Here is a 23,353-nt window from a genome sequence, read left to right as displayed (position 1 = left end):
CGCAGTGCTCGATGAAGGGGAGGACAGCATGCCGGCACGCATGGCGGCCGTCCTCTTCGGCGTGGTGATGGCCGGTCTCGGCCTGCTGTTCACCCTCGAGCCCGACTGGCGCGCACCCATCCGGTTGGTCGCCGGCGTCGGTGCCGTGCTCGCCCTGAGCATCGGCCTCCGCCGGTACCGCCCCCGCCACCCCGGCCCGTGGCACCTGCTCGGTGCCGCGGTCGGCCTCTCGGCGGCCGGCTCGGCCGTCTACGCCGCCGGCGCGGACGTCGCCTGGCTGCGTACGGTCGGCACGGCGGTTTTGTTGATCTTCTATCCGGTGCTGGCCACGGCGTTGTTCCTGTTCGTGAGGCGGATCACCCGGGGCCGGCGCGACCGCGGCGGGCTGCTCGACGCCCTGACGCTCACCTGCGGCGTGGGCCTGCTCGCCTGGACCTTCGTCATCGGGCCGCGCGTGCGCGACGCCGGCCTTTCCGACCTTGACCGCTGGATCGCCGTCGCCTTCCCCGTGGGCGGGCTGATCTGTCTCGGCATGCTGGCCCGTCTCCTGATCACGGTCGGCCGACGCCTGCCCGCCGCCGGCGCTCTGGCCGCCGGCATCCTGACGATGCTGGCCTCCGACGTCATCACCGACCTGAGCGCGCCCGAGAACTACACCTATCTGGCCGTCTTCGGGCGCATCCCGCTGTACGCCGGGATCGGCATCGCCGCACTGCTACCCGGCATGACCGGGCTGACCCGCGAGACGGCACAGCCGCAGGCCGAGCTGGGCCGCACGCGGCTCGCCCTGCTCGCCCTCGCCTCCCTGGTCGCCCCCGCCGTCCTGATCTTCCAGGTCGGCGTGGACGGCCGGGTCCCCGACCTCACCGTGATCGCCACGCTCAGCGCGTGCACGTTCCTCCTGGTCCTGACCCGGATGGCCGGCATCATGGCAAGCCACCGGCTGGCGTTGGCCCGCGAGCGCGGCCTGCGCGAGGCCTCCGCCGCGCTGGTCTCGGCGGCCGACGCCGACGAGGTCGCCAACGCCGTCCGCAAGGCGGTCGAGCAGCTCCTGCCCGCCGACGTGCCGCACCGGGTGGTGCTCGCCATGGCGTTCACCGAGCCGGAGCAGCTGACCTCCCCCGAGGCCGCGGCCCAGTCCGCCGCGGACCGCGCCGCCGGCACCTCCGCGCGCCTGGTCGCCACCCGGGACGTCGACTGGGCGGTGGCCGTACGCATGACGCAGTTCAACATGGTGTTGCGCTGCCCCCTGGTGCTGGCCGACCGGCCGACCGGCGACCCGCTGGTCGGCGTCCTGCACGTCGGCGCGCCGGCGGGAGCGCTCTTCGGCCTCCAGCACGCCCTGGAGGTGCTCGCCACACAGGTCGCCCTGGCGCTCGAGCGGATCGGCCTCAGCGAGGAGGTCATCCGGCGCAACAGCGAGGCGTACTTCCGCACGCTGGTGCTGAACACCTCCGACGTCATTCTGATCGTCGACGACGAGGACCGGGTCCGCTACGCGAGCCCGTCCGCGGTGCACGTGCTCGGCGCCGACCCGGTGGGCGTACGGCTGCCCGAGATCATCCACCCCGGCGACCGCCCCCGGCTGGCCAGCGTGCTCGCCGGGGTTCGGACCGGCGCGGTGCCCCCGGAGGGACTCGACTTCCGGGCGGTCGGCCGGCGGCGTACCGAAGTCATGCTCGAAATGCACTGCCGCGACCTGCGCGCCGACCAGACCGTGTCCGGGCTGGTGATGACCCTGCGGGACGTCACCGAGCGGCGCCAGCTCGAGCGCGAGCTCACCCACCAGGCGTTCCACGACGCGCTCACCGGCCTGGCCAACCGGGTGCTGTTCGCCGACCGGCTCCAGCACGCGCTGGCCCGCGGCGCCCGGGACGGCTCGGTGGTCGGCGTCCTCTTCATCGACCTCGACGACTTCAAGATCGTCAACGACACCCTGGGCCACGCCGTCGGCGACCAGTTGCTCGTCGCCGTGGCCGAGCGCATCTCGGGTGCCCTGCGCGCCGACGACACCGCGGCCCGGCTCGGCGGCGACGAGTTCGCCGCGCTGGTCGAGAACGTGCAGGACCCGGGCGCGGTCGAGGAGACCGCCACCCGCATCCTGGCCGCGCTCGCGCGGCCCATCGTCGTCGACGGCGAGCCGCTGCAGGCCGTCGCCAGCATCGGCATCACCACGACCCCGGAGGCGGACAACGCCGACGAGCTGCTGCGCCAGGCGGACCTCGCGCTGTACGTCGCGAAGGGCGCCGGCAAGAACCAGTGGCGGCGCTACCAGAGCCACCTGCACGGCGCGATGGTCGAACGCCTCGAGCTGCGCTCGGCGCTGGACCACGCGGTCAACGAGGGCCGCTTCCTGCTGCAGTACCAGCCGATCGTGGACCTGGCCTCGGACGAGGCGGTCGGCTTCGAGGCGCTGGTGCGGTGGCACCACCCCGCCCGCGGCGTCATCGCGCCCGACCAGTTCATCGAGGTCGCCGAGGAGAGCGGGCTGATCGTGCCGATGGGCCGGTGGGTCCTCGACCAGGCCCTGCACACGGTGGCGCAGTGGCGCCGCATCCTGCCGCGCACGCGCCAGCCCTACGTCAGCGTCAACGTGTCCGTCCGCCAGTTCCGCGAGGCCGGCTTCGTCGAGCAGGTCCGGACGTCGCTGGAGTTCGCGGGCGTACCCCCGCAGGCACTCATGCTCGAGATCACCGAGACCCTCCTGATGGGCGACGACGAGCAGATCTGGTCGGACCTGGCGATCCTGCGCGACCTGGGCGTACGCATCGCGATCGACGACTTCGGCACGGGCTACTCCTCGCTGGGCTACCTGCGCCAGCGGCCGATCGACGTCCTGAAGATCGACAAGATGTTCATCGACGACATGGTCGCCGACGACCAGCAGTTCGCCCTCGTACGCGGCATCGTGAGCCTCGCGCAGACGCTGAACCTGACCGTGGTCGCCGAGGGCATCGAGGACGCGGCGCACCGCGAGATCCTGGCGCAGCTGGGCTGCCCCCTCGGCCAGGGCTACTTCTACTCGTCCCCGCTGGACGCCACCGAGGCCCTGACCTGGCTGCGCAACCCGCAGCCGATCGCCGCCGCGGCGTAGCCGGCTCTCAGCCGGCCCGCAACGCCCAGGCCCGGACGCCGCCGACGATCCCCGCCGTGTTGGGCACCACCACCACGTCATCGCCCATCCGGGCAAGCTGCGTCGCGGTGATCAGCCGCGAGTTCCCGCCGCCCAGATAGAGGCGGTCCCAGAGAAAGACCGGACGCAACCCCTCGACGACGTTGCGGACCCGCCGGGACCAGAGGGCGTCGCCGAGCCGGCGCCGCTCGTGCTCGCCGATGTAGGTGTCGTAGCTCATCCCCCACCGCACCGGCGCCTGCGACATCTCCAGATGCGGCGCGAGCGAGCCGCCGTCGAACAGCGCGCAGCCCAGCCCGGTGCCCAGGGTCAGGATCAGCTCGCAGCCGGTGCCCGCGACCACCCCGGCACCGTGCACCTCGGCGTCGTTGAGCACCAGCGTGGGCAGCCCGAACGCCTCGGCCAGCGCGGTGCGCGCGTCATAGCCGTGCCACGCCTCGACCAGCTCCGGATCCACCCTGGTGCGCGGCCCGCTGCGGGTCACGTAGTGCGGCGTCGCCACGACGACGCCGTGCCGCAGCATGCCCGGCATGCCGACGGTGACCCGGTCGGCGGTCGGCAGCCGCTCGCCGAGCTCGACGAGAGTCTTGACGAAAAGATCCGGCGGCAACGGGTACGGCGTCGGCACCCGCAACGGCTGGGCCCGCATCGTGCCCGCCTCGTCGAGCACCGACCCCTTGATGCCCCCGCCGCCGCAGTCGATCGTCAACGTGAAAGCCACCCGTGCAGTGTGACAGTTCAAATCGGGTTCAGAAGCGCGCGAAGCCGCGGATCGGCATCCGCGGACCGAACTTGGGAGCCGAAATACCACCGGCCGCGAGCAGCTCGCAGACCCGGCCCCGATGTCCGGCGTACGGCTCGAGCAGCTCCAGCATCCGGGCGTCGGTGCCCCGCGCCTCCCCGGCCAGCGCCCACGCCACCGTGTTCGGAATGTGGAAGTCGCCGACGCTGACCGCGTCCGGATCGCCGTACGCGGTGCGAACCACCTCGGCCGCGGTCCACGGCCCGATGCCCGGGATAGCGGTCAGCCGGCGGGTCGCCTCGGCACTGTCCGCGCAGCGTTCCAGTCGGGCCGCCTCGACGGCACACCGCAGCAGCGCCTGGGTGCGGCGCTGCTCGACACCGAAGGGATGAAAGGTCCAGTACGGCGTGGCCGCCACCGCCTCCGGATCCGGGGGCAACAGCAGCCCGGCCGGCCCGGGCGCCGGCTCACCGAAGTGCCGGACGAGCGCACGATAGGCCCGGTGCGCCTCGATTCCGGTGACCTTCTGCTCCAGCACCGCCCGGATCAGGCGGTGGAACAGCAGGCCGGTGGCGGGAAACCGTACTCCGGAGAAGGTCCTGGCCAGCCGCGCGACCAGCGGGTGACGCGCCGCGAGAGCCGGGAACCCGCCGAGGTCGTCGCGCAACCCGGCGATGGCGTCGGCCCGCTCGACGATCCAGCCCGCGCCGGGCCCGTGCCCGGTCGCCGTCAGTTCCGCGCCCACGCGCGCGAGGTGCAAGGACGCGGACCCCTCGGGGGTACGCGCGGAGAGCCAGAATTCCCCGTCGGCGAGCCTGCCACAGGGGTCGTGCCGGACGACGAGCAGAGAACGCAGCGTGTGGGAGAAGGCGTAACCGTCCGGCAGCCGCAATCCGCGGGTCACCGTCGTCGTCACCCGCGCCACTATACGGTCGCCCCAGCGTCTCGCGCCCCGGCCGCACAGCCACAGTTCGCCCGGTCGCCGACCCGCCCTGCCTCCAGCCGCCCGCCCTGCCTCCAGCCGCCCGTCCTGCCTCCAGCCGCCCGTCCTGCCTCCAGCCGCCCGTCCTGCCTCGAGCCGCCGCTCAGTCTCGAGCCGCCCGCTCAGTCTCGAGCCGCCCGCTCAGTCTCGAGCCGCCCGTTCAGTCGCCGGTCCGTGCGCGGCGCGCGGCGCCACGCGCCGGAGTCCTCGGGGGGCCCGCGTCCCGCTCACCCGGACGGGCCGGACAACCGAGCGCGTCCCGCTCAGCCGGACGGGCCGGGAGACCGAGCGCCTCCCGCTCAGCCGGACGGGCCGGACAACCGAGCGCGTCCCGCTCAGCCGGACGGGCCGGGAGACCGAGCGCCTCCCGCTCAGCCGGACGGGCCGGGCGACCGAGGTCGTCCGGCCGTCGTGCCGATGTCGCGTGTCAAGAGGGGAGGCCGCCGCCCACCTGCTGGCTGACCCAGCTCCGGATCGAGGAGAGGTCGCCGTAGATGGACGGACCGGTGGCGCAGACCGGGTTGTTGTTGCCGGCTCGGCTCGTCACGCCGATCAGCGCCCAGCGGCCGTTGATCGTCCGCACCTGCGGCCCGCCGGAGTCGCCGTAGCAGGCGCCGGCGTTGCCGTTGGTGTTGTTGGTGCAGATCTCGTAGGCCGCGTCGATGCCGGAGCACCGGCTGTCCGACAGGATCGAGGTGTCGAGCTCGTTGGCGATGCGCGGCGTGGACCCGCAGCCTGGGCTGGGACAGGTCTGGCCCCAGCCGATGATTCGGGTCGCCGTGCCGACCGCGCCGGACGAGGTGGGGATCGGCGCGGGGGCGTGGCTCACGGACGAGGTCAGCTCCAGCAGCTTGACGTCGATCCGTGGGTGGCTCACCGAGCGCCGTACGGAGACGACCGTGCCGCCGCTGGTGCGGTCGACGCTGCCGACGCGTACCGAGCTGGGTGTGGGGCAGTGCTTGGCGGTCACGGCCCAGTTGGCCTTGATGAGGGAGCCGGTGCAGCCCGACACGTACACCATGAACGAGTAGTTCTGGGTGGCGGGCCGGCCGTTGACGACGCGGGGACTGACGGGTTCGGGGGCGGGTGACGCGATGGCGGCCGCCGGGGTGAGCAGGCCGGCTGCGACGGCGGCGGTGGCCGCGAGGAGTGTCCGGGCGAGGGTACGCATGCGGTCGTCCTGTCTGTGCCGTTGGGGGATACGGCGGGCGGGATGCCCGTAACAACTGTATCTAGACAGTTACATATGTCGATACATATTGAACGGGGACTCCCGCCTAGGTGATGGCCGGACCGCCGGCCGATCGCGGACATGCCGATGGCCCTGACCGCGCTCCCGGTCAGGGCCATCGGGGAGGTGGGCGGACCCCGACTCGGTCCGCGTCACCCGGTAGGCGGAGCTGGTAGCTCGGCTCGAGTGGTGTCACGCCTCCTTTCGTCAGCGGATTCCTTGCTCGAACCGCCTGCCACGCACCGTCCTCAGGGGGGTGGACGGCTTCCGGTCTCCGACGGGGGGTCCCAGCGGGGCGGCGCCTGGAGAGGCGGCGCGGCCCCGCGGGGTTCGGTTCCCGGGTGTGGCAGGGGCTCCGTACCTAGTTGTTGTTACGACCGTCGTTGTTGTTCTGGCCGTCCTGCTGCTGACCGTCCTGCTGCTGACCGTCGTTGTTCTGACCGTCCTGCTGCTGACCGTCCTGCTGCTGGCCGTCGTTGTTCTGGCCGTCGTTGTTCTGGCCGTCGTTGTTCTGGCCATCGTTGTTCTGGCCATCGTTGTTCTGGCCATCGTTGTTCTGGCCATCGTTGTTCTGGCCATCGTTGTTCTGGCCATCGTTGTTGTTGCCGTCGTTGTTGTTGCCGCCGCCGACCTCGATGCGCACCGCGTCGAATGCCGGGGTCTGGTTGGCGCGCTCCATCATCGGGATGCGGTGCGAGCCGTCACCGGCCCACGAGGCGCACTGGGCGAGACCCTGGTCGGGCAGGCCCGGAACCTGGATGGTCACGACGTCGGGGGCAGCGCCACCCTGGTTGTCCTCGGTGGCCACGAAGAACGCGGGGACGGGCTCCGGGTTCGGGGCCTCGTTGGTGTTGTTCAGCATCCGGCAGGCGGTGTGGAAGTGACCGCGGACGAGGCCGCCCTGCAGCACCGACGACTCCACGTAGTAGCCACCCTGACCGGCCGCGAGGAAGCGGTCGCGGATCAGGTTGCGGGTGCTGACCTTCAGCGTGAACGCCTGGCCCTCCTGGACCTGCTGCGGCGCCTCGGTGATCAGCAGCGACGGGTTGTTCGCGGCGGCGCCGACCTCACCGAACTCGGTGGAGACACAGCGGTTGCCGTTCTGGAAACCGTCGTGCGGCTGAAGCTGGCTGGTCTGGCAACTGTTGGTCAGAACGCCGAGACCCGCACCGGGGGGCGGGTTGTTGTTGCCGCCCTGCTGCTGGCCGCCCTGCTGCTGACCGCCCTGCTGCTGACCGCCCTGCTGCTGACCGCCCTGCTGCTGACCGCCCTGCTGCTGACCGCCCTGCTGCTGACCGCCGCCGGCATTGGTGTTGTTACCGGTGTTGGTGGTGTTACCGGTGTTCTGCATGACCCACTGGCGACACCGGGTGCGCATCTGTTCCGTGGTCGCCACGTTGCCGCCGCCGTCGTCGGCGTGCTGGGTGACCCGGCCCTTGTTGGTGGTGTAGGAGCCCTGCCGGGTTTCCGTCGAGAGCTTCGACTTCTTCGGCGCCTGGATGTTGTTGCATGCGGCCAGAGCGCGCTGGGTGGCCCGCGACTTCGTGCTCGCGTCGGACACCTGCGTGACGGTGACGATGCCGCCGAAGGCAACCAGGGTGGCTACCGCGGCGATGATCCGGCGCCGACCGGTGAACCACTTGGAATTCTTGGATTCGCGCCGGTACTGCGACCTTCGCATTGTGACACCTTTCTCTGTCCACACATGGCGGGCCGGTGGAGCCGCCGGGGTGTTGCCGTACGGCCTGGTCGGCTGGCCAGGTCGAAACCGTCCGCGCGCTACCGCGGTCGGAAGATGCGCATCGTGGTCACCACGCCGGCCACGAGGGCCGCGGCGAGGACGATGAGGATGACGGAGGTGTTGACTCCGGGTAGGCCACCCGAACTGCTGGCCGCGGCGACCATCGCGGTGTCGACGGCCGGCCCACCCGCGCCGGCCGGCGCGGGAGCCGTCGGCAGCGAGCCGTAGTCGACGATGCCGCTGCTTTCCAACAGCGACATGTGGGTCATCACGAACTGGTTGGCTTCCTGCGCCAGCTTGCGGACCTCGTCGTTGCGGGTGCTGGCCCGGATCGTCGCGATCGCCGGGAAGATCTTGCCGTGTGCCGCCCGGAGGCGGTCGACGTAGATCTGGTCGAACTGCTCCGGGGTCGGCGCGTTGTTCATCTCGTTGAGCCAGCCCTGCTGGTCGCCGTTGGGCAGGTTCGGCAGGGCGATACCCAGCTTCTTCGCGACCGCGATGTCGAGCTGGTCGAGCGCCACGTGCTGCGCCGAGATGGACCGTCCGATCTCCTGGATCCGCGGGTCCTTCGACTTCTTGACGGCCATGTTGCCCGCGGGGATCTCCCACAGTCCGGCGAGCCGGACCTTGATCACGAAGTCCCGGTCCGCCAGGGCGACACCGCCCTTGCCCTTGGCGGACAAGCTCGGCGGCACCGGCACCGGCGGCGCCTCGGCGGCCTGGGCGGTACCGGCGGGGGCCAGTATGAACGCCAAGGCCGCGACCAGGGTGCCCACCAGCCAGCGCTGCGGCTGGCGGTGCGAGCGGGCGGCGATCATCTTTTTACACCTCCGACGAGGACGGGAAAACGGTTCCGGCAATTCCTGTGGGTTGCGGGAAACGCTAGGAGCAGGTCTTGCGGTGTCGCAATGGGAAACGAACTTCTTACGCTCGACTTAAAGCTTGAGGTTGTGAATGCGAAGTCGCGCTTTCACTCAGTAGCTGTAGTCGGACCCACCGGTGCCCTCGGGGCTGTCCTCTTCCTTGTCGCCGTCCGACGGCGGCGCGACGGGCTTCGAGACGGCCGGCAGGCAGGTCAGGTTCTTCTTGCCTTCGGGCGTGACCACGAACCAGGTGCCGGCGACGTTCTGGCCCTTCCACTGGCCCGGCTCCTTGTCACCGATGTAGGTGTAGAGCGGCCACTTGTCGAGGGTGAGCTGCAGCGTGCCGTCCTTGCGCTTGACGGTGCCCACGAGCTTCGCGTCCACGCCGTCGAGCTTGGGCTTCTCGCCCTTGTTGATCAGGGCGGGCGGCCAGACCTTCGCGCAGTCGTCGTTGCAGTTGGAGACGGCCTCCGGCTTGACCTTGTCCTTGTCGAAGCGGTACAGCACGAATCCGTTCTGGTTCTGCACGGTCTCGCCCATGCGCTTGATCGCCGCCGCCTTGAGCTCGGTGGTGATCTCGTCCTCGCTGAGCTCGGCGCCCTCGCCGCCCTCCTCGGACTCCCCTTCGGGCTCGGCGCCCGGCGTAGCCTCCGGCGTCGCGGCCGGTTCGGCCTCGGAGGTCGCTCCAGCCTCGACGGCGTTGGACGCGGGCTGAGCGCCGTAGTCGCTGCTGTTGTATCCCGTCGGGGCGCACCCGGTCAGCGCGAACGCCGCCGCGATCGCCCCGCTGACGACGATCAACTTCCGCTTCTCCGGTACCACGAGAGCCCTCCCAGTGATTTCGTCCATCTCGGTGTTCCGCGCTGTAGTACGAGAGGACGGCCGCAGGGGTTGAAGAATCGGCCCAATCAATTTCCGCGAATTTTGTTTGAACCCTTCGACCCCGCCGTACGTGATTGATGAGCCCTCACGACGACGTCATTGCTCGCCGTGAGCGGTCCTTATGCGCACGGTGAAAAAGCAGCAAGCCCGGCCGCCGAAGCGACCGGGCTTGCAAAGTGCGGAATTGTCAGGGAACGCGAACCAGCGTCTGCTCGGCACCCGTTTGGGGATCGATGGCCTGCACGAGGACGTGCGCGATCTCTTCAGGCTTCAGCGACGTCACGGCCACCAACCCGGGAGCCTCCGGCTGGGCAGCCGTGCCCCAGCCCTTGTCACCTAGGATCCAGCTGCCCAGCGTTTCTTTCTTGCCGTCGGCGCGGACCGCGACGAGTCGGCAGAGCAGCGGACCCTTGTCGCTCTTGACGTTGGAGACGACGAAGGACACTTGGGTGCCCCAGTCCTTGGGCTCGTAGCCCACCGCCGCCTTCACACCGGTGCGGGCGTCCGCGCCGGTGAGAACCTTGCCGGGAAGCGACGTGCCACCGATGCCGGGACCGTCCTGGCCCAGCGGCAACGGATCGAGTTGCTTGGTCGACTTCGCCGCCTGCTGGTTCGTGCCCGGGCTCGACGGGGTCGAGCCGAGCCACTTGCCGCCGGCGAAGAGCGCGCCGATCGACAGCATCGCGAAGACCACGACCGCCGCCGCCAGCGAGTAGAGCCGCCGGCTGTTGGCCCGGCGCCGCTCCCGCTTCACCTCGCCGATCATCGACTTGAGCATGAGTCCGTCACGGCGCGACTGCTCGGTGGCGACCAGCGCGTCGGCGTCGACGTCCGAGAGGATGTCCACCACCGGCAGCAACGACTCAAGTTCGATCGCGCAGGCCGGGCAATCGATGAGATGGTCCTCGAAACGGGCGGCGTCGCGCTCGTCGAGTACGCCGAGGGCGTACGCGGCGACATCGAAGTGTTGTTCTTGCGTCATTACTCAGTCACCCCCCGCTGCTGCAGAGCCGTACGCAGGGCCCGCAAGGCGTAGTACACACGCGATTTGGCCGTACCCAGAGGCAGGCCGAGAATCTCCGCCGCCTCCGGAACGGTCCGGCCACGGAAATAGGTCTCGACGAGGATCTCCCGATGCGACTGGCTCAGAGTACGCAAGGCATCGGTGACAGTCATCAGCTGGAGGACCCGATCCGTGTCGTCGGCCGTGCTGGGGAAGCTCTCCAGCTCTCGGTCGTACGTTTCCGGCGGGCGGGCGCTGGCGCTGCGATGGTCGTCGATCGCGATCCGCCGGGCCACCGTGACCAGCCAGGGCCGCAGCGACTGCTGCCCCTGGGCGCCGAGGCGGTGGGCGTTGCGCCACGCCCGCAGCAGCGTCTCCTGGACGATGTCCTCGGCCCGCTGCCGGTCTCCGCCGGTGAGGCGGAGCACGAACATCAGCAGCGGCCCCGCATGCTCTTCGTAGAGCATCCGGACGAGCGTGTCCTCGTGACTCGCGGTCGCCGACCCAGCCTCATGGCGGGCCTGCCGCGACGTCACGGCGTCATCATTTGCCGCACTTCGGCCTCCGTCGAGAGCCTGCCACCGGCCTCCGGATCGCTGCTGCGTCATGACGCGCACCCCGTCCGGCGTGAGCCGCTCCATGACCGTCGCATGCATCGATTCCTCCTGCCGGTGCTTTCCCCGTCGCCTGTCATACGGCCAGGGTGGCCCGCCGGGATCAAAGCGATGGGGAAAATTTCCGGACCCAGGGTGGGAGGTGATGCGTCGACGCGCAATCGCAAGAGATTCCTCCGGTTCCAAGCGCGTTGGGCACGCTCGACCCCCCGCGGAAAGCGGGAGGTCGTGGCGCGCGTGGGGCGCAGCATCCATCCATAGGCGCCGATATGCGCCCAGGGGCACGCGAATAATACTCAGCGGGGTGGGCTCGCCAACAGACGCACAGTGCGTACTCGAGACGCTCGGCTGATGCATCGTCGGCACGCCGTTGCGAGGCCCTCACCCAACGTATCGGAAGGTCCTCATCCGCTACACAATAAGTAGCGTGACGGCAACGGTGAGCGGGTCCGACACGAAGCGTCGAAAGGTACGAACCGGCCAGCAGGGGCGCCACACGGCGACGCCGCCAGGGTCATCTCGTGCGGGCCGCGGCCAGCGTCAGTGCCCGGTGCAGAACCCGCGCGTCGCCCAGCAGCCCCCGCAGCCGGCGCTCGAGGCCCGCGATCGGCACCAGGTTCTGCGGAGCCCTCGGATCCTTGTACGCCGAGGACGCGAACCGCGGCAGCGTCGCCCCGGACACCCCGGCGAGCTCGATGGCCTGCCCGGGCGTCAGCTCCGGCGAGCACTCCACCCGGACGATGCCCGACCACGGCGCCCCCGAGGCCCCGGGCAGGCGCAGATACCAGGACCAGCCGCCCCAGACGGTGCCGAGCGCGAACACCGGCGTGCGCTGGCCGGGGCGCAACCCGGTCACGACCGGGGTGAGCTGGGCCGGCAGGTACTGCTTCTGCTGGGTCTTCACATACCCGATCGTGCGCGGCAACTGGCGCCGGTTACGCAGCGGACCGTCGACCACCAGCAGATCGGCGCCGTCGGAGCCGTGGCTGCGGGCGTCGGCGGAAATCTCGATCTCTAGGGCGGTCAGCGGCGCCTGGACGGCCGCCGGGAGCTTGCTGGCCTCGCCGGTGCCGCTGACGCGGTGCACGGCGTAGCGCACGGAGCCGGCCTGCACGTCCTCGGCGGACGGGCTCGCGGTGAACAGGCCCCGGGCGACCCGCGCACCCGCCAGCTCGGCGACCCCCCGGCGCAGATCACAGCGGACGACGCCGGCGGCGTACGAGGCGGCGAGGCCCGCGTACGACTGGCCGTCCTCCTCGGCGGTCCAGAGCCCGGCGTCGTTGCGCCGCACGCCGTCGACGAGGAACACCACGTCGGGGCAGCGCACCCCGGCCGGCACGTCGATCGGGGCCCACTGCGCGGCGGGCACCTCGACGTCCGTGTCGACCTGCGCGCTGCTGGGCGAGGCGGGCCCGTCGGACGCGTCCCCGCCCTCGAACGACGACCCGTACGCGGGGTCCCAGGCGTCGACGAACATCCTCACAGGCCGACCCTCTCCACGTGCGCGGTGCGCGCGTCCTTGTGCACCTCGAACCGCACCGGAACCCGCTCGGCCAGGGCGTGCACGTGCGTGACGACACCGACCATCCGATCGCCCCGGGCGGCCAGGTTCTCCAGCGTCGCCGCGACCACGTCCAGCGTCGCCGCGTCGAGCGTGCCGAAGCCCTCGTCCAGCACGATCGACTCGAGGCTCGCCGCGGTCGTCGACATGCCGGCCAGCTGCTCGGACAGGGCGAGGGCCAGGGCCAGGGACGCCTGGAACGTCTCGCCGCCCGACAGGGTCCGCACCGCGCGGCGCAGCCCGGCGTCGTGGTGGTCGACGGCGAAGAACTCGCCCTTGTCGTGCACGAGGTCGTACTGGCCGCCGGTGAGCTCGCGCAGGATCCGCGAGGCGCCGTCGACGAGCAGGTCGAGCGCCTCCTCCAGGAGCCAGCGCTCGAAGTTGTTGGCCCGCAGGTGCCCGGCGAGGGACTTGGCGACCCGGCCGTCGCGCACCAGGCCGGCCCGCTGCTCGGCGAACTCGCGGGCCTGTTCGCGACGGTCCGCGAGCCGCTGCCAGGCCGCCTCCGCCCGCTCGGCCGCGACCGCCGCCGCCCGGATCAGGTCGGCGTCCGCACCGCCCGCCGGGGCCGGCAGCCCCCGGCCGACGAAGAGCGCCACGACCGCCTCGCGGGTGCGCCGGGTCTCCGCCTGGGCGGCCTCGACGGCGGCGGCCGCCTCGTCGCGGGCCACCTCACGGCGGTCCGCCGACTCGTCCGCCCACTTCACCAGAGCCGACCAGGCGCCGGCCAGGTCGTCCCGGTCGGCCGGCGGCGGACCGAACCGGGCCACCAGGTCGCGGACCGCGTCGAACGAGCGCCACGCCATGCGCCGCTGCTCCTCCGCGGCGCCGACCGCGGCCTGGGCCCTGCGGTGCGCCTCGCGGGCGGACCGCACCTCCGCGCCGGCCTCGTCGAGCCGGCGCTGGATCCTGCTCAGTTCCGCCAGCCGGGTCCGCAACGCCTCGACACCGGGCGAGTCGACCAGCCCCGCCGTCACCTCGGCGAGGCGGGCCTTGTGCTGCTCGAACTGCGCCCGCTTGCGGTCCAGGCCGCGCTCGAGCTCCCGGGCGACCGCGTCGCGCTGCTTCCACGCCGTCGACGCCACGTCCGCCGCCGCGCGGGCCGCCTTGCCCTGGCGCTCCGCGACCTGCACCGCCGAGCCCTCCGGCACCGGCGGCACCGCCGTCACGGTCTGCTCGCAGACCGGGCAGGCCTCGCCGGCGGCCAGGTGGGTGCGCAGCGCGGCCGCGCGGTCCAGGGTCTGCGCCTCGGCGTAGTCCAGCCGGGCCTGCTCGAGCAACTGCTCGGCGCCGAGGTGCGCGGCCCGGGCCAGCTCCGCCGCCGCGACCGCGTCCCGGTGTTCGACCTCGGCGACCGACACCTCGCCGGCGAACCACTCCGCCTGGCCGGTCAGCCGCTCGCACTCGATGTGGCGGTCCAGCAGCAGGCCCAGCGAGCCCGCGTCGCCGGCGGCCGCCAGCTCTCCGCGTACCTTCTCTTCCCGCTCCTCGACGGCCCGCACGGCCTCCGCAGCCGTTTCCACCGCGACGCGCGCGGCGGCCGTGGCCTCGGCGACCCGGGCGCTGCCGTCCGGCGCCGCGACCCGCGACAACGCGGCCAGTTCGGCGGCGACGGCGTCGCGGGTGGCGGCCAGCTCGGCCTCGCGCTCCCGCACGGCCCGCAGCCGCGGCATCGCGGCCTCGACCTCGCCGGTCAGCTCCCGCATCGCCGCCAGCCGGGCAGCCGCGGCGTCGACCGCCTCGTCGTCGGCGTCGGCGAGGCCGGCGAGCGCCTGGTCCACCACGGCGAGCTGGGCCTCCGCCTTGGTCGCCCGGGTGGACGCGCGGGTCTGCACCTCCTCGTAGACGTGCAGGCCGAGCAGGTTGACCAGGATCTGCTGCCGGGTGGCGGGCTTGGCGTGCAGGAAGTCGGCGAACTGGCCCTGTGGCAGCACGACGCAGCTGGTGAACTGCTCGTACGGCAGCCCGACCGCCTCCTCGATCGCCCGGTCCATCTCCGCCGGCGTGCCGGCCAGCACGTCGCCGAGGTCGTCGAGGCTCATCCCGGTGTCGAGCCGGGTGACGTCGAAGCCCGGCGGCATGAGCTGCAGACCCGCGCCGGCGGTCTTGACGTTGCCCCGGCCGTCGCGGCGCACCACCCGGGTCGCGACATACCGCGAGCCGGCGGACTCGAAGACCAGGCGGACCCGGGCCTCGGTCGCCGACGGGGCGAGCGCGTTGCCGATGCCGCGGCTGCCGCCCCACCTCGGCACCGTGCCGTAGAGCGCGAAGCAGATGGCGTCCAGCACGGTGGATTTGCCGGAGCCGGTCGGGCCGACCAGGGCGAAGTAGTCGGCGTCGGTGAAGTCGACGGTGGTCTCGTCGCGGAACACCGTGAAGCCGGCCATGTCGAGCCGCAAAGGCCTCATTGGTGGGTGTTCACCTCGTCATAGAGCTCGTCGAAGAGTTCACGGACGCCCTCCTCGGCGTTGCCGCGGTGGTCGAGATAGTCGCCGAAGAGTTCGCGTGGCGAGCGGCCGGCGCGCTGGGCCATGCGCTCGCCTGCCTTGTCCGGCACCATGTCCGGGTCGATGCGCACCTCGAGCGCGTGCGGGAGCAACTCCTGCACGTCCTCGCGCAGTCCGACCCGTGGCGTCTCACGGACGAAGACGCGCAGCCACGCGTCGGGCAGATCCACCGTGGCGAGCTGCTCGAGGCTGCCGCGCACCGTACGCAGGGTGCGGGCCGAGGTCACCGGCACGTCGCGGACCCGCGCGGCCTTCTCGGTGGAGACGTCGACGATCGCGACCGAGCAGACGTTCTCCTCCTCGCCGAAGTCGACGGCGAGCGGGCTGCCGCTGTAGCGCACCGGGCACGGGCCGATCACCCGCTGCGCGCGGTGCAGGTGGCCCAGGGCGACGTAGTGCGCGTTCGGCGGGAAGACCGTCGCGGGGACCGCGTAGCCCATCACCGTGTGCGCCTCCCGCTCGCCGCCGCCCGCGCTGGCGCCCACGACGGTCAGGTGGGCGGTGAGCAGGTTGATCACGCCGGGCTCGGCGAAGCCCTCGGCGAGGCGGGCGATCAGGCGGGCGACGTGATCGGCGTACGTCTGGGTGGCCTCGGCCGCCGTCAACTCGTACATCTCGACGGCGCGCACCGCGTAGCGCTGGGACAGGAACGGCAGGGCCGCGAGCTGCCACCGCTCGCCCGACCCGGTCTCGCCCCGGATGATCAGATCATCCGGTTTGTCGCGTACGGACCCGCGCAGCTCGATGCCCGCCGCGTCGGCCCACGGCCGCAGCGCGTCCAGAGCGGGCCCGTTGTCGTGGTTGCCGCCGATGGCGACCACCCGCGCACCCGTCTGCCGCAGCGCCGACAGGGCCCGGGTCACCACCCGGGTCGAGTCGGGCGAGGGCGCGGCCATGTCGTAGAGGTCGCCGGCCACGACGACCAGGTCCGGCCGCTCGGCCCGGGCGATCTCCACGACCTGGGCGAGCACTTGGATGTGCTCGTCGAGGCGGGCCCGTCCCTTGAGGACCTTTCCGACGTGCCAGTCGGAGGTGTGCAGGATGCGCATCGCGAAACCCTAGAACGGGATGTCGTCGTCGGGCGAACCGCCACGGCCGCCGACGACCGTGAACGGATCGACACCCTGCACGATCGAGCGCATCGTGCCAGGTGGCGGCGGTCCGGACTCGGACTTGCGGGTGGCCCAGGCAGGGAAGGGAAATTCCACGCATAGTGGCACTGGGATGTCGGGCTGGTTGACGAACATCGTGCCCGGGCGGGCCAGCAGGGCACGCTGGCGCATGGCCGGGGGCAGGAAGCCGTATTCCGGGCGGGAGGCCTCGGCCGGGTCGAGGCGGCCGACCACCCGGATCGCGGAGTTCGTCACGATCCGACGCTCGACCTCGCTGGCGGTCTGCTGCGCGCCGATGAGGATGACGCCGAGCGACCTGCCCCGCTCGGCGATGTCGAGCAGCACCTCCTTGATCGGCGACGAGCCCTCGCGCGGGGCGTATTTGTTGAGCTCGTCCAGCACCACGAACAGCAGCGGCCTGCCGGTGCCCGACTTCTCCTTGTCGTCGAACTCCGTCTTGAGCGTCACGCCGACCACGAACCGCTGCGCGCGGTCGGGCAGGTTGTGCAGGTCGACCACGGTGACCTGGGCGCTCTCCGCGGTCTTGATCCGGTGCGGGCGGCGGGCCGCGAGGTCGCCGCGGATCAGCCGGGACAGGTCGCGCTTGCTGCCGATCAGCCGCCGGGCGAACGCGTTGACCGTGCCCATGTTGACCGCGCTGCCCGCCCACGTCGAGCGCGTCTCGTCGTCGGTGAGCTGGTCGACGATGTGGTCGACCAGATCGCCGTAGCCGCCGAGGCGGCGGCCGTCGATGCTGATCCCGCCCTCGGCCGGCACCGCGTGCCGGGCCAGGTGCGCGGTCACCGAGTGGACCACCATCGTGTACTGCTGACGCTCGTCGTCGGCGTCGGCGAACACGTACGGCAGGAGTCGGTCGGCGCAGAACTCCTCGAGCGTCCAGTAGAAGCTGTCGACCCCGGTGAGCCGGCTGCTGACATCGGGGGCGCCGGACGAGTCGTTGGCCCGCGGCGGGGCGTAGACGCGCACGTCGGGGAACGCCGTCGCGGGCAGCTCGAGCAGCTTGTATGCCGCGGTGGTCGACTCGTCGAGCTTGGTGTTGGAATGGTCGAGGAACAGCAGGTCCTCGCCCTTGACGTTGAAGATCAGCGCCCGCGCGTTGGCGCCGTCGGCACCCAGCGCGCCGGAGCGGAACACCGAGTAGAGCAGGAACGTCGCGAAGCTCGTCTTGGTCGCCACACCGGAGATGCCGGAGATGGACACGTGTGCGCCCCGGGTGCCGTCGAGGAAGTCGGCGTTGAGGAACACCGGCACGCCGTCGCGACCGGTGCCCATCGGCACCCGGCGCTCCATCCGGTCGAAGTGCAGCGCCGCGTCGCGGGCCGCCCCGGAGGCCCGGTGCACGATCGCGCCCGGCGCCGGCGGCACGTAGAGCTCCGGGTCGACGCGGGTGGTGGTGATCTCGGCGGCCTCCTGAACCAGGGCCGGCAGCGTGCCCTCCGCGATGGCGAACACGTCCGAGTCGAACTGCGCGCCCTCGTGGCGGGCCCGGACCTGGGTGACCACGCCGGCGATCGTCACCGGCTCGCGGTCGGGCAGGTCGCGGCTGGTCACGACCACGTCGTCGAGCTGGAGGTAGCTGCCCGGCGTCACCGCCGTCCAGAACTGCAACGGCGTGGCGTCGGCGGTGCCGAGAACCCGCCCGACCGGCTCGTTGGCTTCGCTTGCTTCGACAGACACGCCGATCATGTTGCCCTAGAGGTACGACACTTGTCGGACCGCCTGTCCCCCGTCAGTGGGTACGGGCGTACCGGAGGAAGAGCATGTCGTCGGAGGAGAGGACGCTGCGCAGGGCCATCCGCCGCGGCGGATGGCCGTCCAGTCCAGCGGCGATCCGGCCGGCGCCGCCGCCGGTGAGCACGGGAGAGACGGTCAGGCAGACCTCGTCGACAAGATCGGCCGCGATCAGCGCACCGAAGAGGCGCGGTCCCCCCTCGCACAGGATCTGGGTGGCGCCCCGCCGGTGCAGCTCCGCGACCATCGCCGCCAGGTCCACCTCGTCGTCACCCAGGACCAGGATCTCGGCGACCTCCGCGAGGCCGGGCGGCGGGCTCTGCCCCGCGCTGGTCACGACCAGCGGCCGGATCGGCGCGTCGGCGAAGACGAGCTGGCCGGGATCGAGGCGCAACGAGCTCGACACGACCACCATGAGCGGAAACTCGGGGAGGCCCCGCTCCCGGCGCCAGGCGCGGCCCGCCTCGTCGAGACGCAACGCGTCGTAGCGCTCGGTGCGTACCGTGCCCGCCGCGACGACCAGGGCGTCGCAGGTCATCCGCAGCAGGTCGAAGATCTGCTTGTCGCCCGGCCCGCCCAGCGGGCCCGACGTGCCGTCGATGGTCACCGCGCCGTCGACGGCGGCGATGAAGTTGACCCGCAGCGTCGGATCCCCGCGGCGCGGGTAGCGCTCCAGCAGCTCTTCGAGGATCATGGCGAGGCTGGACCGGTGACGGGCGGCGTCGGTTCGACGGGCCGGTGCTGGCAGTCACACCAGGACCCGCCCCGGCAGTCCTTGTGCCGTCGCTCGCGGCACGCGCGGCAGATCATGTCGCCACCCTATGCCGGGCCGGGCACCGACCGTAATCCTGGAGAATAATGCGCTCATGACGAGGCCCCCCGCCCGCTCCCAGGGACGCCCGACGCTCGACGCCGTGGCGGCGCGCGCCGGGGTGGGCCGGGGCACCGTGTCCCGCGTCGTGAACGGATCCTCTCAGGTCAGCCCGCAGGCCAAGGCCGCGGTCGAGGCGGCGATCATGGAGCTGGGCTACGTGCCCAACCGCGCCGCCCGCTCCCTGGTGACCCAACGGACGGACTCGGTCGCCCTGGTCGTCTCGGAGTCGCAGGAGCGGGTCTTCGGCGAGCCCTTCTTCGCCGGGGTGCTGCGGGGCATCAACGCGGCCCTGCTGGAGACGCCGCTGCAACTGTGGCTGGCCATGGCCGCCTCCGCCGAGCAGCGCGAACGCGTCGAGACGCACCTGACCGGCCAGCACGTCGACGGCGTCCTGCTGCTCTCGCTGCACGACGAGGATCCGCTGCCCCGGGTGCTGCGGGAGCGCGGGATGCCGTTCGTGCTCGGCGGCAGGCCGTCCGCGCCGCACGCCGACGACTTCTTCGTCGACGTCGACAACGAGGCCGGCGCCCGCAAGGCCGTCGAATACCTGATCGCCGGCGGCGCCCGCCGGGTCGCGACCGTCGCCGGCCCCCAGGACATGGAGGTCGGTCGCGCCCGGCTCGCCGGTTACCGCGCCGCCGTGCCCGGCGCCGACCTCATCGGGTACGGCGATTTCACCGAGGACGGCGGTGCGGCCGCCATGCGCGCCGTGCTGGCCCGCGAACCCGCCGTCGACGCCGTCTTCGCCGCCTCCGACCTGATGGCGAGCGGTGCCCTGCGCGCCCTGCGCGAGGCGGGCCGACGGGTGCCGCAGGACGTGGCGGTCGTCGGCTTCGAGGACGCGCCGGCCGCCCGGCAGTGCGAGCCGCCGCTTACCACCGTGCACCAGCCGGTCGAGGAGATGGGCCGGCGCATGGCGCGGCTTCTGGTGAGCCGCATCCGCCGCGAGCCGGTCGAGAATTCCCACGTTCTGCTCGACACCCACCTGGTCCGTCGCGCCTCCGCCTGACCCGCCCTAACGTCCTTACCGTGCTTTGACGGCCGGGACACGGCGGCGCAACAGGGGCGAAACGCCGTCAGGGCAGGCTGAGACCACACGACGACGGCACCGCCGTGCCGGGGTCGCAGACGGGAGGAGACGCATGTTGCTGCGGGTACGGGTCACTCTGCCGGACCGCCCGGGTGCCCTCGGACAGGTGGCGCGCACGCTCGGCGTCGCCGGCGCCGACATCGTCCAGGTGGTGGTGCTGGAGCGGCTCGGCGGCCGGGCCGTCGACGACTTCACGGTCGTCTGGCCGGGCGCGTCCCGCGTCGAGCGCCTCCTCGCCGGCCTCTCCGCCATCCCGGGCGTGCAGGTCGACGGCGTCTGGAAGGCGATCGGCGCGCCGGTCTCCGGCGGCCACGACGCCGAGTTGCTGGCCCAGGTCGCCGCCAACCCGGCGGACGGGCTCGCCACCCTCGTCGACGCCGTGCCGGCCCTGCTCGCCGCCGACTGGGCCGCCGCCGCGATGGTGCCCGCCGACTGGGCCGCCCGCACCGCCGCGCCCCGGCAGGCCGGCGGGTCATCCAGCACCGAGCCGACGGTGGCGTACGCGAGTTGGCGCGCCCCATCCCCGCTGCGGCTGCCGGAGGTCACCCCGCTGCGCGCCCGCCCGATGGCCGGCGCCGAGGGCACCCACTACGCGGTGGCCCCCTTCGGGCGCGCCGGTCTCGTGCTCGTGATCGCCCGCTCGGACTCCGACGACCTGCCCGCGGCCGCCTTCCATGTCACCGAGGTCGACCGGATCGCCCAGCTCGTCCGCGCCGCCGCGGTCATCCTCGGCGACCGCCTCGACCGGGCCGGCGTCCCACCGATCGCGCTCGACCACGCCTAGGAAAGCACGCCCAGGAAAGGCAGCGAGCTATTCGACCCAGTACACGCTGCCGTAGCGCCAGTAGCCGTACTCCCGGTTGCTGCCTCCGGCGATGGCCTACACGAGCATGCTCACCCGGCAGTTAGGGACCCTCGGTGCCGGGCCATGATTCATACTGCCGTCATGATCCCCCGGTTGCTGGGCAACGTCGCCGCATACTCGATGGTCGCCGCGCTGGCCGCTTGCGTGCTCGCCGGGTGCGGCGAACAGGGGCACGTGGGATGTTCCGACCGCGAAGAACAGCGGGTGAAGGTCCTGGAGCAGCTTCCCATCCTGCAGGCGCGTCCTTCATCCACCGAAGCCGCCGACGCCTACTCGGGATGCGGAGAGGACAACTCCGGGGATGCGATCGCTCCCTACGCCGCGCAGCGCTACCGCAGCACGCTGGCGGAATCCGACATCCACGCCTTCTACTGGGACGAGCTGATGAAAGACGGCTGGCGCAACGCCTCGCCGGCCATCCCCCCGGAGGTAGCACCGTCGCTCGCTTTCCAGCGCAGCGTGTCATGCCTGGTCAAAGACGTCGAGGGCGCAAAGGTTGTGTTCACCCTCTCATTCGACCCGCCACCAAGCGCATCGCCGTCTCCAGCAGCACCCGTGACATACACCGTCGAGGCGACTGATGGTAAGCCTGTCCTGTCTGGCTGTTGACCTTAGGCCTCGCCAGTATCGCGTCCGTCGTGTTAGAAGCAGTAAGCCCCGTTCAGCGCACCAACTCGTCGGCCAGCAGGTCCATGAGCAGGCCGTCGTGCCACGTGCCGTCGGCGCCGCGCTCGTACTGGCGCATGATCCCGACCGGCTTGAAGCCGACCTTCGCGTAGCAGCGGATGGCCGGCTCGTTGTCGGCCGCCGGGTCGATCACCAGCCGGTGGAAACCCTCGTGGTCGATCAGGTGGGCGGCCAGGGTCCGCACCGCGTCCGCGCCGACGCCCCGGCCGTGCACCGACGGGTCGAGGAAGATGTCCATGCTCGCGTGCCGGTATTCCGGGTCCTCCTCGGCCGCCCACTGGACGGCTCCGACGACGACGCCGTCCAGGACGACCGCGAGGTAGTGCAGGCCCTTCTCGCCGATCGCCTCGCGGATCTCCCCCGCCAGGTCCTCGCCGCCGCCCCAGCGCGCCATGACCTCGCGGGTCGCGCGGACGGCGGCCAGCGCCGGCACGTCCTGCTCGGTCGCCGGCCGCAGGGTCACGACGGCGCCGCGCAGCACCTCAGGAATGGCGGACACCGTGCTCGACGCAGGTTGCCGTCCAGCCGGTCGGCACGACCTGCACCTTCATCCGGCGCCGGCAGTCGGGGCAGTAGCGCGGCGGCTCCAACTGCCGGGCGGCGGCGCAGGCGCGGTGGTCGCCCTGGTCGGCCGCCTCACCACACCGGTCGCACCACACCAGGACCGTCACAGGGTCGCCGACAACGCCTTGACGGGCATCTTGAGCTCCTGGAGCAGCTCGATGTCCGAGGTGGCCGGGCGGCCCAGCGTGGTCAGGTAGTTGCCGACGATCACCGCGTTGATGCCGCCGAGCAGCCCCTCCTTGGTGCCGAGGTCGCCGAGGGTAATCTCGCGGCCACCCGCGTACCGAAGGATGGTCTTGGGCATCGCGAGGCGGAACGCCGCGATCGCGCGCAACGCGTCCTTGCCCTCCACGACCGGGCGGTCACCCAGCGGGGTGCCCGGACGCGGGTTGAGGAAGTTCAGCGGGACCTCGTGCGGGTCCAGCTCGGCGAGCTGCGCCGCGAACTCCGCGCGCTGCTCGATCGTCTCGCCCAGGCCCAGGATGCCGCCGCAGCAGACCTCCATGCCGGAGTCGCGCACCATCGACAGCGTGCTCCAGCGCTCCTCCCACGAATGGGTGGTGACCACATTGGGGAAGTAGGACTGGCAGGTCTCCAGGTTGTGGTTGTAGCGGTGCACGCCCATCTCGACCAGCTCGTCGACCTGCTCCTGGGTGAGCATGCCGAGGCTCGCCGCGACCTGGATGTCGACCGCTTCCTTGATGGCCGCGACGCCCTCGCGCATCTGCGTCATCAGCCGCTTGTCCGGCCCGCGCACCGCGGCCACGATGCAGAACTCCGTGGCACCGGTCGCGGCGGTCTGCTTGGCGGCCTCCACCAGCGACGGAATGTCCAGCCAAATCGAGCGCACCGGCGAGGTGAACAAACCCGACTGCGAACAGAAGTGGCAGTCCTCGGGGCAGCCGCCGGTCTTCAGGGACACGATGCCCTCGACCTCGACCTCGGGACCACACCATTTCATGCGTACGTCGTGCGCGAGCTGCAGCAGCTCCGGCAGGTCCTCGTCGGGCAGGCGCAGCACCGCGAGAATGCCCGCCTCGTCGAGCCCGACACCGTCAGCTAGCACCTGGGCCCGGGCCCGGTCGAGGATCTCTGGCATGCCCGTACCCTACAAGGCATTACGGCCGGCGGGGATGCCGGTAGTAGGTGA

20 protein-coding genes are annotated in these 23,353 nt (G+C 71.7%); 4 read left to right on the top strand and 16 right to left on the bottom strand.

From position 1 onward, the window contains the following. The first annotated feature begins 4 nt into the window (after positions 1 to 4). Entirely contained in the window at positions 5 to 3,094 is a 3,090-nt protein-coding gene (locus tag AB0M36_RS01335) for an EAL domain-containing protein (RefSeq protein WP_364150601.1), read from the top strand. A 7-nt stretch (positions 3,095 to 3,101) separates the two neighbouring features. Here AB0M36_RS01335 and AB0M36_RS01330 read toward each other — a convergent pair whose 3' ends face one another. From AB0M36_RS01330 to AB0M36_RS01270, 13 genes are all read right to left on the bottom strand, one after another. Beyond that, on the bottom strand, positions 3,102 to 3,854 hold the full coding sequence (locus AB0M36_RS01330; RefSeq protein ID WP_364150599.1) for an ROK family protein: 753 nt from the start codon (positions 3,852 to 3,854) through the stop codon (positions 3,102 to 3,104). A 28-nt stretch (positions 3,855 to 3,882) separates the two neighbouring features. Continuing rightward, positions 3,883 to 4,767 (bottom strand): DNA-3-methyladenine glycosylase 2 family protein, encoded by an 885-nt coding sequence (locus tag AB0M36_RS01325; protein ID WP_364152191.1) that lies wholly within the window; start codon positions 4,765 to 4,767, stop codon positions 3,883 to 3,885. Positions 4,768 to 5,284: 517 nt separating this feature from the next. Next, on the bottom strand, positions 5,285 to 6,028 hold the full coding sequence (locus AB0M36_RS01320; protein ID WP_364150596.1) for a trypsin-like serine protease: 744 nt from the start codon (positions 6,026 to 6,028) through the stop codon (positions 5,285 to 5,287). A gap of 421 nt (positions 6,029 to 6,449) precedes the next feature. Next, a complete protein-coding gene (locus tag AB0M36_RS01315) occupies positions 6,450 to 7,769 on the bottom strand; it encodes a Pecanex-like protein 1 (RefSeq protein ID WP_364150593.1) in 1,320 nt (439 codons plus the stop codon). Between the two features lie 98 nt (positions 7,770 to 7,867). Continuing rightward, a complete protein-coding gene (locus tag AB0M36_RS01310) occupies positions 7,868 to 8,647 on the bottom strand; it encodes a DUF4142 domain-containing protein (protein ID WP_364150590.1) in 780 nt (259 codons plus the stop codon). A gap of 156 nt (positions 8,648 to 8,803) precedes the next feature. Next, positions 8,804 to 9,493, bottom strand: coding sequence for a hypothetical protein (locus AB0M36_RS01305; RefSeq protein WP_364150587.1), 690 nt, complete (start codon positions 9,491 to 9,493; stop codon positions 8,804 to 8,806). Positions 9,494 to 9,761: 268 nt separating this feature from the next. Then, on the bottom strand, positions 9,762 to 10,556 hold the full coding sequence (locus AB0M36_RS01300) for a zf-HC2 domain-containing protein (RefSeq protein WP_364150584.1): 795 nt from the start codon (positions 10,554 to 10,556) through the stop codon (positions 9,762 to 9,764). Further along, positions 10,556 to 11,233, bottom strand: a complete 678-nt coding sequence (locus AB0M36_RS01295) for a sigma-70 family RNA polymerase sigma factor (protein ID WP_364150581.1) — start codon at positions 11,231 to 11,233, stop codon at positions 10,556 to 10,558. The genes AB0M36_RS01300 and AB0M36_RS01295 overlap by 1 nt, the downstream gene beginning before the upstream one ends. A 472-nt stretch (positions 11,234 to 11,705) precedes the next feature. Then, positions 11,706 to 12,668, bottom strand: coding sequence for a hypothetical protein (locus AB0M36_RS01290; RefSeq protein ID WP_364152188.1), 963 nt, complete (start codon positions 12,666 to 12,668; stop codon positions 11,706 to 11,708). 2 nt (positions 12,669 to 12,670) lie between these two features. Next, complete coding sequence (locus tag AB0M36_RS01285; RefSeq protein WP_364150578.1) at positions 12,671 to 15,160, bottom strand: SMC family ATPase; 2,490 nt, start codon at positions 15,158 to 15,160, stop codon at positions 12,671 to 12,673. Next, positions 15,157 to 16,308 carry an exonuclease SbcCD subunit D gene (locus AB0M36_RS01280; RefSeq protein WP_364150576.1) on the bottom strand — a complete coding sequence of 384 codons (1,152 nt, stop codon included), beginning with the start codon at positions 16,306 to 16,308 and terminating at the stop codon, positions 15,157 to 15,159. Before AB0M36_RS01280 ends, AB0M36_RS01285 begins: the two co-directional genes overlap by 4 nt. A gap of 9 nt (positions 16,309 to 16,317) precedes the next feature. Next, complete coding sequence (locus AB0M36_RS01275) at positions 16,318 to 18,078, bottom strand: ATP-binding protein (protein WP_364150573.1); 1,761 nt, start codon at positions 18,076 to 18,078, stop codon at positions 16,318 to 16,320. Positions 18,079 to 18,121: 43 nt separating this feature from the next. After that, positions 18,122 to 18,871, bottom strand: a complete 750-nt coding sequence (locus AB0M36_RS01270) for a pyrimidine reductase family protein (protein ID WP_364152185.1) — start codon at positions 18,869 to 18,871, stop codon at positions 18,122 to 18,124. 118 nt (positions 18,872 to 18,989) lie between these two features. On the opposite strand from AB0M36_RS01270, the gene AB0M36_RS01265 reads away from it, so the two are divergent. From AB0M36_RS01265 to AB0M36_RS01255, 3 genes are all read left to right on the top strand, one after another. Further along, a complete protein-coding gene (locus tag AB0M36_RS01265; protein ID WP_364150570.1) occupies positions 18,990 to 20,006 on the top strand; it encodes a LacI family DNA-binding transcriptional regulator in 1,017 nt (338 codons plus the stop codon). Between the two features lie 133 nt (positions 20,007 to 20,139). Continuing rightward, positions 20,140 to 20,871 carry an amino acid-binding protein gene (locus AB0M36_RS01260; RefSeq protein ID WP_364150567.1) on the top strand — a complete coding sequence of 244 codons (732 nt, stop codon included), beginning with the start codon at positions 20,140 to 20,142 and terminating at the stop codon, positions 20,869 to 20,871. Positions 20,872 to 21,033: 162 nt separating this feature from the next. After that, on the top strand, positions 21,034 to 21,561 hold the full coding sequence (locus tag AB0M36_RS01255; protein WP_364150564.1) for a hypothetical protein: 528 nt from the start codon (positions 21,034 to 21,036) through the stop codon (positions 21,559 to 21,561). 52 nt (positions 21,562 to 21,613) lie between these two features. Here AB0M36_RS01255 and AB0M36_RS01250 read toward each other — a convergent pair whose 3' ends face one another. The 3 genes from AB0M36_RS01250 to bioB are packed head-to-tail and all read right to left on the bottom strand — an operon-like array spanning position 21,614 to position 23,302. Further along, positions 21,614 to 22,138, bottom strand: coding sequence for a GNAT family protein (locus tag AB0M36_RS01250; protein ID WP_364150562.1), 525 nt, complete (start codon positions 22,136 to 22,138; stop codon positions 21,614 to 21,616). Further along, the gene (locus AB0M36_RS01245; protein WP_364150559.1) at positions 22,122 to 22,310 is read right to left on the bottom strand and encodes a hypothetical protein; all 189 of its coding nucleotides are present in this window, start codon (positions 22,308 to 22,310) and stop codon (positions 22,122 to 22,124) included. Before AB0M36_RS01245 ends, AB0M36_RS01250 begins: the two co-directional genes overlap by 17 nt. Next, positions 22,307 to 23,302, bottom strand: coding sequence for a biotin synthase BioB (bioB, locus tag AB0M36_RS01240; protein WP_364150557.1), 996 nt, complete (start codon positions 23,300 to 23,302; stop codon positions 22,307 to 22,309). The genes AB0M36_RS01245 and bioB overlap by 4 nt, the downstream gene beginning before the upstream one ends. Positions 23,303 to 23,353: the final 51 nt, after the last annotated feature.

It is taken from the genome of Actinoplanes sp. NPDC051346 (assembly GCF_040682215.1).
Taxonomy (GTDB): Bacteria; Actinomycetota; Actinomycetes; order Mycobacteriales; family Micromonosporaceae; genus Actinoplanes.
The sequence above is the reverse complement of the archived record's forward strand: the minus strand, read 5'-3'. Positions and strand labels throughout refer to the sequence as shown.